Genomic DNA, 13,524 nt, shown 5'->3' on the forward strand with positions numbered 1-13,524 from the left:
AGCCCGAGGCCCTCCACGACGGCGCCAAGGGCCGCAGCTCGTCGGGGCTGCGGGATCAGGTCAGCCAATCCAGTCTCGGAATCGGGCGCGTGATGGTCCGCACGCGCCGTCGGCCAAGGCATCCTCGTAAGCCTGCCTGGCTATGGCTTCCATCTCTTCCGCCGAGGTGCCAGCGGACACGAGGGCCCCCGAGCCGACCGCTGAGTGGATCGTGCATCGCGGATAGACCGGCTGAACGGCGTACCACCCGAAGGCGACAACGGCAGCCAGCATGGCCAGGGTGATGAAGCGGCGTCCGGGTGTGTGGAAGAACGGGTTGATCACCTATGGATGGTACGGAGCGTGCCTGACCCGCTGGCCCGCGCCTCCACTCCGTCACAGACGGGGCAATGATCCCCGCAGCTCCAAGGCAACTGCAGGCCCCCGGGACCACCGGCCTCCACCACTGATCTACCACCCCACCCGGCAGAGGGCCGCCCCGCCACGGGCACTCCGATCGTCGATCGGAAGGCGTCCGCCACCGTCCGCTCGGACTCGGTGCCGCGTGCGGTGTTCGGGAATTCGTCGCCGGTGACCACCGGCAGCTGCTGACCATCACCGGCGACCGTGCGACCGGATCCGCGCCGACCCCTGACACCGGCCTCGGCCGTCTCCGGGCGGATCACCCAGTCGTGTCGGGCTCGCGACGTGTGGCGCGTTCCGTGATCATCACCCGTCTGCTCGACTGCCAGTGAGGTCCATGTGCGGCTTCCTGTGCGGCCGTTGGTGCTCGTCCTGTCCCTGACCGCCTGTCTGGTCGCCGGGTGCGGTCCGGCCGCCGATGACGCCAAGCCGGGCACCACGGCCCCGTCGGCGGCAAGTGCACCGGTACCGTCCGTACCGACGTTGGTGGCGCACGACCCCCCGTCCTGGTTCGACGCCCGCGGCAAGTTGGCACTGCCCGAAGCGGCGACGAAGGGCCGGACCAACCTGGTGGGGCAGGTCCGCGGCGGCGGTACGGAGCCGCCCGTCCTGCTGCACGACGCGCAGGCCTTCGTGGCGTCCCCCACCGGAGTGCAGGTGGTCGACCTCGCCACCGGCCGCATCGTGGGCGAGGAGACGGCCCAGGGCGAAGCGCTGCGCAGCGATGCCGAGGGCTACACGCTGCCGCCGGTCCTGGCCGGGACGGAGATGTTGGTCCCGTTCCTGACGACGACGCCCGCCTCGGGCACGTACGCGGCGGGCGGGGCCGTCGAGCTCGTTGCCGTCGGCACGACGGCCCCGTACAAGGCTGCCTGGCGGACGACGATCAAGCTGCCCGAGTGGGCGCTCCGCTCCACCAAGGCCACGGTGGCTTCGGCCAAGGCCACGGTGGCGGTCGTCGGAGCGCAGGACGGCACGGCGGTGGTCACCGTGGTCGCCGGAGACGACTCCGTGTCGTACGGGATCGACACCGCCTCGCACACCCTGCGCTGGACCCATTCCGGACTGAAGACCGTCGCGGTGGGCACCGGGATGGCCACCGGCCTTCTGGACGGCGAGCCCCTCACCCCGTTCCCGGTCGGCGTCGACCTGGCCACCGGCACGGAGAAGTGGCGGGGCGAGAAGACGTACGCCGCGATCATGGAAAAGGCCGGTCCCGGCACGGTGCAGGTCGATGATGAGATGAGTAGTTCTTTCCGTTGATCCTCTGGGGGTGGGGGAGCGAGCAGGTGCGGACACTCGTGCTCAGGCCTTGGCGTTGGGTGGCTGCCAAGACGTGAATTCCTGCGAAGGTGTGACCTTCTGCGAGGTTGGCGGGTCATGGCTGCACCCTAGGGGCGGGCGGCATAGCGACTCTGTTGTCGAGAGTGCGTGTCAAGGGAAAGCGCGCCGATGGCTGCGTAGGTATGAGCTGAGAGCGTTTGTTGCCGGGCTCGGAGAGCAGTTGACGGTGGGTGGGCCGGCGAATGTTGCCGAGAACCGAGACCGCCGTGGCCGGGTCGGGGGCGCTGGCGGCGGTGTCAGTGGCTTGCGCTTGTATTGCCCCTGTGACTGTCTATGAAGTGATCGAGCGGCTGCCTGCCCCTGAGATCGTCCGTGCCCGCTCGCAGGCAATGGCGATGTTGGACGCTGTCTTGAGTCCGGAGTGGGAATTTCGGTACTACTCGTATGACACGCAGTGGGCGCCGTCTGAGGAGTTGGCGTCGATGAAGGACGGAAGCGGCAATGACTACGTCGTCGTCTTCTCGGAGTCTGGAATCTATGCCCAGGCGACCTACCACGAGTCGCCGATCAACGCCTACCGGGTGTCGCCCCCGGCGCCGTGGCCAGGTCTGTTCGACTCGCTTCCGCAGGCCTTCCGGCCCTTCGCCCAGGAGGTCGCGTTCCTCGACCACAACGGCGTTCAGCGGGCCACCGTGTGCTTGTGGCGTGAGCGCACGGACTCCGAGTGGAAGTGCGGCAACGTTCAGGTCCCGGATCAGGACGAGGGTGACGCAGACGGTGCTGAGTGGCTGTTCGGGCTCTTGCTGGAGGGCAGGGCTGAGGCCTATCTGGAGTTCGCCGAGGAGTACTACGAGGTGGCGCCGGCCCTGGAAGTAGTCCAGCACGTCTATGACCTCAAGCCGCTGACGCAAGACATCGTCTCGGCCTTGAACCCCGCAGTTCGGCTTGAGGACCTCGCCGAGGAAATTGCTCAGATCGGCTATCCGGTGTAGCTGTGGGTCTTTTCGATCAGCGCAGACACCGGTCAGCCGGCCGCCTGCTGTTGGGGTCCAACCAAGGTGAGCCCAAAGGGGCAGTGGGATGATCTTGGCGAATCAGCAGTGCGGTTCGACGAAAGCGTCCTCGGCCGGGTCGTGCTCGTCTTCCTGGCCGTCCTGATCGGTCCAGGCTCCGAAGGGCTCAGACAGGCCGGGCTCGTCCGCGCCGAGCAGGAGAGGGCCCGCTCTTGAGCTGGTGCTCGCCGGGGATCATCGGCTGCCCGCTTCGAGCTGGGCCGGAATGCGGCTGGCCCTCAGCTTCTGCAGGTCCGGGATGTGGTTGTAGAGCGTGCCGGGGCTGACCCCGAGGAGCTTGGCGATCGAGGTGATCGAGTGGTCGGGGTTGGGCAGCATGTCGCGGGCAGCCCGGATGATGTCCGCATTGACGACGCTGGGCCGGCCGCCGACCTTCCCCCGGGCACGGGCGGCGGCCAGGCCCTCGCGGGTGCCGGAGACGACCAGCTCACGGATGAACTCCGCCAGCGCGGCGAAGACGTGGAACACCAGCCGGCCGCCGGGGGTGGTGGTGTCGAGCCGCTCGTGCAGCGAGGCGAAACCGATCTCCCGCTTGCGCAGCTCGCCGACCATCGTGATCAGGTCCTGCAACGAACGGCCGTAGCGGTCGAGGGCGGGCACCACCAGGGTGTCGCCGGCGGCGAGGAAGGCGTGGCACGCCTTCAGCTCGGGCCGCAGGTCGTTCTTCCCGGACTTCTTGTCGGCGAAGATCCGGCGGCAGCCGACCGCGGTGAGGGCGTCGAGCTGGCGGTCGAGCTTCTGTCCGCCGGTGGACACCCGTGCGTATCCGATGCGGATCTCGGTGCGTACGGCGGGCTCGGCGACCAGAAGTTCGAAAGCGTCAGGTTCAAGTGGCGTGCTCGCGCCCGGAATCCTGTCAGAAAACGGTGGTCGGGTGTTGTTGAACGGCCTTGGTTTTTGAAGGCTCTGGAGGCGTCTTGGCGGCCCGCCCGGCAATCTTCAATAAACGTTGGTTTTCTGAAGCGTGGAGAGCGAAGCCAGCTGCTATCGCGATCTTCATTGCTGCTGCGGATGGTCCGTCGGCGGCCTGATCATCCGCCGGTGAACCTCACCGTGGGGGCGCGACCAGGCCGATCTCGTAGGCGAGGATGACGAGGTGTACCCGGTCGCGTGCGTCGAGTTTGGTGAAGAGCCGTGCGAGGTGGGCTTTGGCGGTGGCCACGCTGATGGTCAGCTCTTCGGCGATCTCGGTGTTGGACAGGCCGCGGCCGACGAGGGTCAGGACCTCGCGTTCCCGGTCGGTGATGCCGTCGACCACGGCCCGGCGGGTAGTGGCGGCGGGTTCGGGCCGTGCCGCGAACTCCTCGATGAGACGGCGGGTGACGCTCGGAGCGATGAGGGCATCTCCGGCGGCGACGACCCTGATCCCGTCGAGGATGGTCTTCAGCGGCATGTCCTTGACGAGGAAGCCGCTCGCTCCGGCACGAAGCGCGCCATAGACGTACTCGTCTTCGTCGAAAGTGGTGAGGACGAGTACGCGGGTCTTCGCCTCCGGATCCGCGTTGATCCGGCGGGTGGCCTCGATGCCATCCATGCCGGGCATGCGGATGTCCATGATGGCGACGTCCGGCCGTAGCTGTTGGACCAGTTCCACCGCCTCGGCACCGTTCCCGGCCTCCCCTGCTACCTCCAGGTCGGGGATGTCGGCGATGAGGACGCGCAGGCCGGAACGGATCAGGGGCTGGTCGTCGACCAGAACGACACGGATCACCGGCCTGCCTCCACAGGCACCGGAAGCCGAGCTGCCACACGGAAGCCGCCTTCAGGACGCGGCCCGGCGTCGAACTCGCCGTGCAGCAGACTGACCCGTTCGCGCATTCCGGCGATGCCGTATCCAGATTCTGCGACGGTGCCGCCCGAGCCGAGGTCGACGATATCGACGGCCAGTTCGTCGGGGCGGTAGTCGATCGTGACGCTGCAGTCCCGGGTGCCGGAATGCCGCACGACGTTGGTAACCGCCTCTTGGACGATGCGGAAGGCCGCCAGGTCGACGTCGGAGGGCAGGTCGCGACGTTCCCCCCGCCACCGGACGTCGACCCGGACCCCGGCGGCCGCGGTCTTCCCGACCAGCTGACCGATGGCGGCCAGACCAGGGAGCGGATCCAGCGGCGCGGACTCCGGGTCACTGCGGCGCAGTGCGCCGAGCATCCGCCGCAGGCCGGCGAGGGTTTCTCTGCTGGTGGCCTCGATGGCATCCAGCGCGTTACGCGTCTCGGCGGGCTGGGTGTCCATGACCAGGCTGCCCACGCCGGCCTGGATGGCGATGATGCCGATGTTGTGGGCGACCATGTCGTGCAGCTCCCGGGCGATCCGCAGCCGCTCGGCCGTGACCGCCTGCTGCGTGGCTTGGGCGCGTACCGTGTCCGCGTGTGCCCGGTTCTGATGGATCGTGTTGCCGATCAGCCAGGCGATGACGACGGTCGACGCGAGGGCGGCCGGCACCGAGAGGTTGAAGAAGTACCCGCGTCCCAGACGCCAGACCGTGTACACGGCCAGGACGCCGACCGGGAGCACGGCGGCGAGGACCGAGACCCGCCGTGAGCGGGTCGCCGCGGTGTAGCCCACGGCCGCGTCGGCCAGCAGGAAGAGCACGACCGGCGTCGCCCGCACGGGCATCCCGAGCGTGAACACGGCGCCCGCGAGCGCGATGGCCACGGCCGCCAGCGGCGCGCGGACCAGGAGCGACGCGCCCAGGGTCGTGACGACGGCGGTGACCAGGAGCGGTGCGTCCTCGATGTTGCCGTTGTACCGGAGCAGACGCTGCAGTTCGTCCGGCCGCTGGAACGTGCGTAGCAGGATGAGGGTCGACCAGAAGGCCGCCACCCACACACCCGGTGGCACGCGTTTGAGTAGGGGTGGATGGGGAGTGGCGATCATCGGCCGATCCTATCGACGCGCTCTCACCGGGGCATTGGCCCACGGGCGTAATCCCCCGGGCTACCAGCAGGGCTCACAGGTGTGAACCACCAGCCGATGTCGGCTCCTTGCTCTCCCCGGCAGCTTGGACCCATGATCGAATCCACCCGGCTGACCAAGCGGTACGGCGACACCGTCGCCGTCGACAACCTGACCTTCACTGTGGAACCGGGCAAGGTCACCGGCTTCCTCGGCCCGAACGGCGCCGGCAAGTCCACCACACTGCGGATGATCCTGGGCCTGAACGCGCCCACCAGTGGGTCCGTCACCGTGGGCGGGGTTCCCTTCTCGCACCGCCCGCGCGGACTGCGTCACGTCGGCGCGCTGTTGGACGCCCAGGATGTCCACGGCGGACGCAGCGCACAGGCACACCTGTCGGCCCTGGCCCGCAGCAACCGCATCCCGTCGGCCCGCGTGGACGAGGTCCTCCAGGAGGTCGGGCTGGCCAAGGCGGCGCGGCGCCGGATCGGAGGGTTCTCCCTCGGGATGAAGCAGCGTCTGGGCATCGCGGGCGCCCTGCTCGGCGATCCGCCGGTGCTCCTGTTCGACGAGCCCCTGAATGGTCTGGATCCCGAGGGCGTGCTGTGGGTGCGTGGCCTCTTCCGCCGTCTGGCGTCCGAGGGTCGCACCGTGTTCGTCTCCAGTCACATGATGGCCGAGATGGAGCACACCGCCGACCGGCTCATCGTCATCGGCCAGGGCCGGCTGATCGCCGACGAGAGCCTGGAGGACTTCTCAGCCCGCAACGCCTCCTTGGGCGTGACCGTGCACACGCCCGACCTGGCGGCCCTGGAGGCCCTGCTGATCGCCGAGGGTGCGTCGGTGCGCCGCGAGAGCGACCAGGCGGGCCGGGTCACCGGCCTGACCGCAGCCCGGATCGGCGACCTCGCCCACCGGCACCGCATCGTGCTGCACGAGCTCGCCACCCACACCTCGTCCCTGGAGTCGGCGTTCATGTCCCTCACCGCCGACAGCGTCGAATACCTCGCAGGAGAAGCCCGATGAGCACCATGACGTTCTCCGGCACCCGGCCGTCCGAGCGCGCCGCCGAACCGGTGGGCAGGTTCGTCGACCTGCTCGCCGCTGAGTGGATCAAGATGCGGTCCCTACGGTCGACCTACTGGGTGCTCGCCCTCAGCGCCGTGGTCGCCATCGCGATCAACGTGAACGCTGTCCACTCCGACCTGACGTACATCGACCAGCCGCATCCCCCACTACCCGGCCTCCCGCCCTACAAGTACGACCCGCTGTTCCACGGCCTGGGCAGCATCGCCGCCGACGTCATGGCACTGGCCGCGGCCAGCTTCGGCGCCATCACGGTCTTCGGCGAGTACGCCACCGGAATGATCCGCACCACGCTCGCCGCCACCCCCGACCGGCGCGCGGTGATCACCGCCAAGGTGACCCTTGTCACGGCGATCACGCTCGCCCTCGGTGTGATCGTCTCCGTGACGTCGTTCTTCACCACCAACGCGATGCTGGCCTCGCGCCACGTCGGACTCTCCATCCATGACCCCGGCTGCCTGCGGGCCGTCACGGCATACGCTCTGGTCATCCCGGTCTGCGCGCTCATCGGCATGGCGCTCGGCGCCGTCCTGAGACACGCCACGGCCTCGATCGTCGCGGTCGTAGGACTGCTCTTCATCCTGCCCATGCTCTTCGGTGGCGAGAGGTACAGGTTCTTGAAGGAGATCGGCAACCACCTGCCGCTGGCCGCCGAGGGCCGGCTGGCACTGAACCCGGACTCCAACACCAGCCTGGGCGAGTATCCGGCTACGATCACGGGCTCCTGGACGGCGCTCGCGGCCTGGGCGCTCGTCTCGGTAGCCGTCGCCGTGATTGTCGTGCGGCGCCGGGATGTCTGAGCCCGGCTCAGCGGGTGGCCTCCGCCACGTCTTTGCCGAGCGTACTGAAGTCGACGTCGAGGTGGGCATCGTAGTCGTCCGGGGTGATGCCGAGTTCGTGGGTGGAGTACTCGCCGAAACGCATGATGTGCTCGGTCAGGTACGGGGAGATCTGGGCTAGGAGTTGTCGTCAAAGTGTCACGCCCACATCAGGAGCGATGCGAGAGTGACGGCTGCTCGGTAGGCCTGGGCCGTCTTGTCGTACCTGGTGGCGATCCCGCGCCATTGCTTGAGGCGGTTGAAACACCGCTCCACCACGTTGCGGTGCTTGTAGACCTGCTTCTCAAAGGCCGGCGGGCGGCCACCCCGGCTGCCGCGCCGGGCCCGGTTGCGGACCTGGTCCGACCGCTCCGGGATGGTGTGCGCGATGCCCCGGCGCCGCAGCCAGACGCGGATCGCCTTCGAACTGTAGCCCTTGTCGCCGATGACACGGTCGGGCCTGGTCCGAGGTCGGCCATGTCCGATCCGCGGCACCCGTATCGCCTCCATCACGGCGGTGAACTGGGTGCAGTCGTTGGTGTTCCCGCCCGTCAGCACGAAGGCGAGCGGTCGGCCAGAGCCGTCGCAAGCCAGGTGAATCTTGCTGGTCAGCCCGCCCCGGGACCGGCCGAGGGCCGGGCTTCGGAGCCCCCTTTTCGGGCTCCGGCCGCGTGCTGGTGGGCACGGAGGATGCTGGAGTCGAGCCCAGTCACCGAGGTCTTGAGCTCGAAGCGCCCCTCGCGAGCATGCGACGAATCAATTAGGTGGTGCGGGTTACTACCCCGGAAACGAACCACTGCACCAAGGCCGCAGCAAGGTGGACTCCCGCTCTGGCTGCTTCGAGAGTCTCGAGCACGGTGGCGTTCTGTCCGCCGTGCCGTGCGGTCTGCCCCTTCCATAGGGCCTGCATCATTGCCTCCACCGGCGCGATGGGGTCGCCGCCCGTGGGCGTGGACAGCACGGTGCTGAACTTGTGCCGGGCGTTCCTGATCTCGCCGAGCATCGAGCCGAGCGTGGCGTTGGCGTTGTTCGGCTCGATGACGGCCTGCGCCGCGGCCTCCACCGCCTTGATGGCCTCGCTGTACGCGCGCACCGGATCCGGGCTGCGCCCGTAGGCCGCCTGCCACGCCGTGGCCAGGTGGTCGGCGGCCGACCCCGCAGCAGATACGGTCGCCGCGTCCGCGACGGTCCGGCGGACGGCGTCGCGCACACCCGGGGCGACGCGCTCCTCGAGCCCGTCCCGTTCTTCGTTGACCCGGTAGGCGGAACCGCCCTGGTCGAGTAGGTAGCTGAGCGTATCGATGTCCTGGGACGTCATCGAGTCCGGGCGCCACTCCAGAGTGCTGTCGATGACGTCGAGCAGCAGGAGTCCCTCCCTGCTGGCCAGGGTGGCCGCATACCGGGAGTCCCTCGCGGCTATGCGCATGCGCAGGCATACGGAGAGCGCCTCGGCCTCGTTCGTGCTGCCGGCACTAGTCGTAAAGGCGAGGCCCACCCAGGTCTGCAGGGGATCACGCAGGTGGTCGGGCACGTCCTCGAAGGGGCCATCGTGTTCGGGTGCGGCAGTGAGTCCGGCGCGGACGGAGAACCGCGGGCGAGGCGTCGTCGTCATGACGGAACCGTAGCGGTGAGAGACATCGCGTCGGATAAGCTCTCCTTATCCGACGCGACAAAAGGTGTGAACCGCGAAAGCCGCACATTGCGGCGCTGTTCCGCAGTCCGGTATTCCTCACGTGCCACATCCGGGTGTCAGCGACGGGTCACGCCCAACACAGCGCCACCCGCTCCGCCGCGTACATGCAGTCCACCAGCACTCCGTTGGTCAGCTCGAACTCCTCCTGCTTGCCTACGGGGCCGTTCCAGGTGAGGCGGGTTGCTGGCGGGGCGCTTGGAGGGCAGGTGGACCGGCTGGCCGTCGGCCTCCCTGGCTCCCGAGCAGGGTGTAGATCCGCAGGCTGCCCACGGCAGGGGCGCTGGCGGTGCGACGCCGACGGGGCCCATGTCCAGAGGGAGAGCGCTACCGCGACGGTCAGGCCGCCGAGGGCCTCCCCGATCCAGCTGGTGAGTACGTCGAGAATGGGTCCAGCGAGTGCTCTGAACCGAGTGGGGAGCGTGCGCGAGCGCCGTTCAGGTCGTGGAGTTGGGGCCGGCTGCCGAGTGTGCGGGCCCGGGCGAGCCTCAATGTGGCGGTCTTCTTGGTAGTCGTGACGCACTCGGTGGCGGCTCGAACCGATAACGTCACGGACTGCGGTAAAGATCATGGGGGTGAGGCGTTGGCAAACAACCGGCTGATACGCGCAAGGCAATGGTGGACTGACACACCAAGGACCATCCGCTTTGTGGCCTATATCTGTGTGCCGATGGGGGTGTGCGGAACAGTACTTGGCGTGTACGGCGATGCCCATGGGTGGTGGGAGGACCGGGGCTTCTTGACTAACCTGACATCCAGTCTGGCTAGCGCGATGTTCGGGATTCCCACCGCTCTTCTAGTGCTTTCGCATCTGGGCAACGCGCAGGCCGAGGCGCTACAGAGGCGGCAGGTTCGCCGTCGTGCTCAGCGCGAAGTCGAAGCCTTTCGGGGGGTTCTCCTGCGGGTGTTCAGCGCAGAAGACGTGACGACGTTGCGTGCCCACAAAGCCGGAGCGGACAGGGCCATTCAGGAGATGGCCGAGGCACCTCTGCGGCAGCCCAGCGCGGGGACTGCTGACGCGCCGGCGCTCACACTGCTGGAGTGGCTCGACCAGCTCCGGGACCCTGCTGATGCGTACAACCAGGCGCTCGCTGAGATGATGGCCACGATCGGCGGCCGCCATTGGGGCGTGTGGCTCGACGAGATCCAGGATCATTGGGAGGCCATTGATCAGGATCTCCGCCCTCAGGTTGCCGACACGGGTCAGCCATGGCTTACGCCTACTCGCTCAGTAGAGATGCGGAGAGTGTGGCTGAATCTGCGGACCGGCAACCCGAGCCGCCCGCTCGCGCTGGACACCTTTAGGCAGCGCCTGACGGATGGCGCCCAGGACCCAGGTGGCATTCACCGCGTAAAACGTGGGGTTCAAAACGAAATTAGGGTCAGGCACGAGTGGCTGGCAGCCTTGAGCGTGATCCTTGCGACAGTGGACGAACTTTCGCTCATCTACTGATGCACACCCACCGGCCACGGCCGTGGCCGGTGGGTGCCAACTTCGGCCTCCACGGCCAGCCGGGCCGGGCCGTTAACTGACACCCGCCGGCGGCGGCCACAAGGCCCTGGGCCGCGAAGCCGGCCGCAGGACCAGGTCCGGCGTGGGATTCGACTACGTCCACTCGGCGGTCGACGACCACAGCCGCCTGGCCTACAGCGAGATCCACCCCGACGAGAAGGTCGCCACCTGCGCGGACTTCCTCGCCCGCGCCGCCGTGTTCTTCCACGCACAAGGCATCACCCGCATCGAACGCGTCCTCACCGACAACGCGTGGGCCTACCGCAAGGGCCTGGCCCGGAAGGCCGTCCTGACCGACCTCGGCGCCGCCGGCAAGCTCACCCGTGCCTACCGACCGCAGACCAACGGCAAGGTCGAACGCTTCAACCGAACCCTCCTCGACGAGTGGGCCTACCAACGGCCCTACACCTCGAACGACGAGCGGACCGCAGCCCTGGCAGACTTCCTCCACACCTACAACCACCACCGCTGCCACACCGCACTCGGCGGACACCCACCCATCACCCGCGTCAACAACCCTGCGGGTCAATACACCTAGCCCGCGTACTTGCCGTCGCCGAGCTCCTTGAGATCCTCGGGCCTGCCCTCGACGACGTTCTGCGGTGGGATGACGAATTTTCCGATCTTCCCCACCAGATGCAAGGTGGTCAAGGCCGCCGCCAAGTTCGCCGTCCTCGCCCTCGACGACGACGCGATCAAGATCAAACACCCGCAGTCTTTGCGGCGTCACGGCGTCACGGCGTCACAGCGTCACGGCGCCCGGCCGTCCAGGGTGACCCCTGTCCGGCGCGGGCTGCGGGAGGCCCTCCAATCGAAACCAGCCGACGGCGGGGTGGCGTTCTGGCCCATCCGCAGGAGGAATCAGGGCGTGGGCTGAGGAGTGCTGTGGACTGTGCGGTGCTGGCTGGGCGTCGTTCCGTAGTGGTCCAGGAAGACCTGCCTCATTGTCTCGGCGGAGCTGAATCCGCAGCGCCTCGCGATCGAGGCCATTGGCAGTGCTGTGGCGACGAGGAGGTGTGAGGCTGCCTCGGCTCGGGCGGCCCGTACGAACTGGGCCGGTGTCTGGCCGAGCTGGTCAAGGAACAGCCGGGACAGATGGCGCCCGCTGACTCCCGCGTACGCGGCGAGCGCGGTGGTGGCAAGGTTGCTGTCGAGGTGTCCGGTGATGTGTTCGACGGTCTGCCGCACGGTCCGGTGCTCCGGGGCCGGCGCGTCGACGAACATGCTGATCTGGGCCTGATTGCCCGGTCGTTGGAGGTAGGTCACCATCATCCGGGCCAATGTCCGGGCGAGGGCCGGGCCGTGGTCCTCCTCGACGAACGCGAGAGTGAGGTCGAGCGCTCCGGTAACCCCGGCTGACGTGCAGATGTTCTCGTCGCGGACGTACAGGGGAGCGGCGTCGACGCTGACGGCCGGGTGGCGCTGCGCGAGGTCGCTCGCGTATGCCCAGTGGGTCGTGGCACGCCGTCCGTCGAGCAGCCCGGTCGCCGCCAGCACACTCGCGCCCGTGCATACCGACGCGATCCGGCGGCCGATAGCTGCCAGGCGGCGCACGTGCTCGACCAGCCGGGTGTTCTGCGCCGCCGCGGCGTGGCCCGGCCCACCGACGACCAGCAGCGTGCCGACGGGGCCGCGCGTACGCTCCAGCGCGGCCTGAGCAGCCAGAACCAGTCCAGATGAGCAGCGCACCGGGTGACCCTGCGGGGTGACCAGACGGACGTCGTAGGGCGGGCTCGCACCGAGGCGGTTCGCCCCGTCGAAGGCGCTTGTCACGCAGGCGATCTCCACGAGTTCCGCATCGTCGTAGGCCACGACCACCACACGGTGGGGGACAGCTGTCGTCATGCCTACGACAGTACCGATTCCGTCCGATGGACAGGTATCCCAGGATTATGGACATAAGATCCGAAGATTTCCATCCGTGGTGGGGGCGGTGCGTGAGGTTTGTCAGGGCAGCAGCCGCTGCCAGGCCATTCGTCATCCACCGACTTCAGGAGACATGTCATGACCGAAATTTCGTCCAAGCCGTCCGTCGACCCGGTGAAGACCATCGCCTTCGTGTTGTACCCGGGACTCACCCCACTGGACATCGTCGGCCCCTTGCAGGTCTTCGCAGCGTTGGGCGATCTTGCTCCCGGCTACCGCACGATCGTGGTCGGCGAGAGGATCGAGCCGATGCCGAGCGACACCCCGCTGTCCCTGGTGCCCAGCCACACCTTCGATGAGATAGCGGATCCGTACGCAGTGATCGTGCCCGGCGGCCTCGTCCCCACCCTGGCCGCCATGGCCGACGAGAGCCTGCTGCAGAACCTGCGCCGTACCGCGGCGCGGTCCCAGGTCGTCGGCTCGGTGTGCACCGGCTCGCTGCTGCTCGCAGCAGCGGGGCTCCTGGAAGGCCGCCGGGCCACCACGCACTGGATGTACCGCGACCTGCTCGCCCGCTTCGGGGCAACGCCGGTCACTCAGCGCTGGGTCGAGGACGGGCACTTCATCACCGCCGCCGGGGTCTCGGCCGGCATCGACATGGCACTGCACCTGGTCGGCCGTCTCGCCGGCCACGACGTCGCGCGCATGGTGCAGCTGTTCATCGAGTACGACCCCGAGCCGCCCTTCGGCCCGATCGACTGGACAGCTGCCGACAGCGGCCAATACGCGCCCTTCGCCCGGCAGCTGCTCCAGAGCGCCCTCGCCGACCACCCCGCCCTCCTGGCGCACCTGAGTACCTGAGCACCGGGGGTTGGGCGTCGTTGACCTGACAGCGGG

At 68.2% G+C, this 13,524-nt stretch carries 12 protein-coding genes and 2 pseudogenes; 7 read left to right on the plus strand and 7 right to left on the minus strand.

Annotation, left to right across the window (positions count from 1 at the left end; genetic code table 11):
• Window positions 1–60: 60 nt before the first annotated feature.
• Complete coding sequence (locus tag BCL76_RS38665) at window positions 61–324, minus strand: hypothetical protein (protein ID WP_146228471.1); 264 nt, start codon at window positions 322–324, stop codon at window positions 61–63.
• Between the two features lie 417 nt (window positions 325–741).
• Here BCL76_RS38665 and BCL76_RS32535 point away from each other — a divergent pair, with 417 nt between their 5' ends.
• Both BCL76_RS32535 and BCL76_RS32540 read left to right on the plus strand, forming a co-directional pair.
• Window positions 742–1,665, plus strand: coding sequence for a hypothetical protein (locus tag BCL76_RS32535; RefSeq protein WP_146228472.1), 924 nt, complete (start codon window positions 742–744; stop codon window positions 1,663–1,665).
• Window positions 1,666–2,009: 344 nt separating this feature from the next.
• Window positions 2,010–2,678 (plus strand): hypothetical protein, encoded by a 669-nt coding sequence (locus BCL76_RS32540; protein ID WP_109783108.1) that lies wholly within the window; start codon window positions 2,010–2,012, stop codon window positions 2,676–2,678.
• A gap of 255 nt (window positions 2,679–2,933) precedes the next feature.
• Here the strand turns inward: BCL76_RS32540 and BCL76_RS32545 are convergent, their stop codons facing one another.
• From BCL76_RS32545 to BCL76_RS32555, 3 genes are all read right to left on the minus strand, one after another.
• Window positions 2,934–3,611, minus strand: coding sequence for a recombinase family protein (locus tag BCL76_RS32545; protein WP_109783109.1), 678 nt, complete (start codon window positions 3,609–3,611; stop codon window positions 2,934–2,936).
• A gap of 196 nt (window positions 3,612–3,807) precedes the next feature.
• A complete protein-coding gene (locus tag BCL76_RS32550; RefSeq protein WP_109782967.1) occupies window positions 3,808–4,470 on the minus strand; it encodes a response regulator in 663 nt (220 codons plus the stop codon).
• Window positions 4,467–5,636, minus strand: coding sequence for a sensor histidine kinase (locus BCL76_RS32555; protein ID WP_109782968.1), 1,170 nt, complete (start codon window positions 5,634–5,636; stop codon window positions 4,467–4,469). Before BCL76_RS32555 ends, BCL76_RS32550 begins: the two co-directional genes overlap by 4 nt.
• Before the next feature lie 132 nt (window positions 5,637–5,768).
• Here BCL76_RS32555 and BCL76_RS32560 point away from each other — a divergent pair, with 132 nt between their 5' ends.
• Complete coding sequence (locus BCL76_RS32560; RefSeq protein WP_109782969.1) at window positions 5,769–6,680, plus strand: ABC transporter ATP-binding protein; 912 nt, start codon at window positions 5,769–5,771, stop codon at window positions 6,678–6,680.
• Window positions 6,677–7,540 carry an ABC transporter permease subunit gene (locus tag BCL76_RS32565; RefSeq protein WP_109782970.1) on the plus strand — a complete coding sequence of 288 codons (864 nt, stop codon included), beginning with the start codon at window positions 6,677–6,679 and terminating at the stop codon, window positions 7,538–7,540. Before BCL76_RS32560 ends, BCL76_RS32565 begins: the two co-directional genes overlap by 4 nt.
• A 177-nt stretch (window positions 7,541–7,717) precedes the next feature.
• On the opposite strand, the pseudogene BCL76_RS32570 reads toward BCL76_RS32565, so the two are convergent.
• Window positions 7,718–8,259: pseudogene (locus tag BCL76_RS32570) on the minus strand (IS5 family transposase); the annotation flags it as partial.
• A gap of 59 nt (window positions 8,260–8,318) precedes the next feature.
• A complete protein-coding gene (locus BCL76_RS40115; protein ID WP_258310038.1) occupies window positions 8,319–9,170 on the minus strand; it encodes a hypothetical protein in 852 nt (283 codons plus the stop codon).
• 571 nt (window positions 9,171–9,741) lie between these two features.
• Here BCL76_RS40115 and BCL76_RS32580 point away from each other — a divergent pair.
• Complete coding sequence (locus BCL76_RS32580) at window positions 9,742–10,701, plus strand: hypothetical protein (protein ID WP_146228473.1); 960 nt, start codon at window positions 9,742–9,744, stop codon at window positions 10,699–10,701.
• Between the two features lie 82 nt (window positions 10,702–10,783).
• Window positions 10,784–11,299, plus strand: a pseudogene (locus BCL76_RS32585) (integrase core domain-containing protein); the annotation flags it as partial.
• Between the two features lie 323 nt (window positions 11,300–11,622).
• On the opposite strand, the gene BCL76_RS32595 reads toward BCL76_RS32585, so the two are convergent.
• Window positions 11,623–12,606 carry a GlxA family transcriptional regulator gene (locus BCL76_RS32595; RefSeq protein WP_109782974.1) on the minus strand — a complete coding sequence of 328 codons (984 nt, stop codon included), beginning with the start codon at window positions 12,604–12,606 and terminating at the stop codon, window positions 11,623–11,625.
• A 159-nt stretch (window positions 12,607–12,765) separates the two neighbouring features.
• On the opposite strand from BCL76_RS32595, the gene BCL76_RS32600 reads away from it, so the two are divergent.
• Window positions 12,766–13,488 (plus strand): DJ-1/PfpI family protein, encoded by a 723-nt coding sequence (locus tag BCL76_RS32600; RefSeq protein WP_109782975.1) that lies wholly within the window; start codon window positions 12,766–12,768, stop codon window positions 13,486–13,488.
• The last annotated feature ends 36 nt before the right edge of the window (window positions 13,489–13,524 follow it).

The organism is Streptomyces sp. CG 926 (assembly GCF_003148825.1).
Taxonomy (GTDB): Bacteria; Actinomycetota; Actinomycetes; order Streptomycetales; family Streptomycetaceae; genus Streptomyces.

Excerpts from the sequence above, each read along its gene's own strand:
- BCL76_RS32600 (WP_109782975.1), top strand. The coding sequence starts at position 12,766 with ATGACCGAAATTTCGTCCAAGCCGTCCGTCGACCCGGTGAAGACCATC.
- BCL76_RS40115 (WP_258310038.1), bottom strand. The coding sequence starts at position 9,170 with ATGACGACGACGCCTCGCCCGCGGTTCTCCGTCCGCGCCGGACTCACT.
- BCL76_RS32565 (WP_109782970.1), top strand. The coding sequence starts at position 6,677 with ATGAGCACCATGACGTTCTCCGGCACCCGGCCGTCCGAGCGCGCCGCC.
- BCL76_RS32595 (WP_109782974.1), bottom strand. The coding sequence starts at position 12,606 with ATGACGACAGCTGTCCCCCACCGTGTGGTGGTCGTGGCCTACGACGAT.
- BCL76_RS32555 (WP_109782968.1), bottom strand. The coding sequence starts at position 5,636 with ATGATCGCCACTCCCCATCCACCCCTACTCAAACGCGTGCCACCGGGT.
- BCL76_RS32560 (WP_109782969.1), top strand. The coding sequence starts at position 5,769 with ATGATCGAATCCACCCGGCTGACCAAGCGGTACGGCGACACCGTCGCC.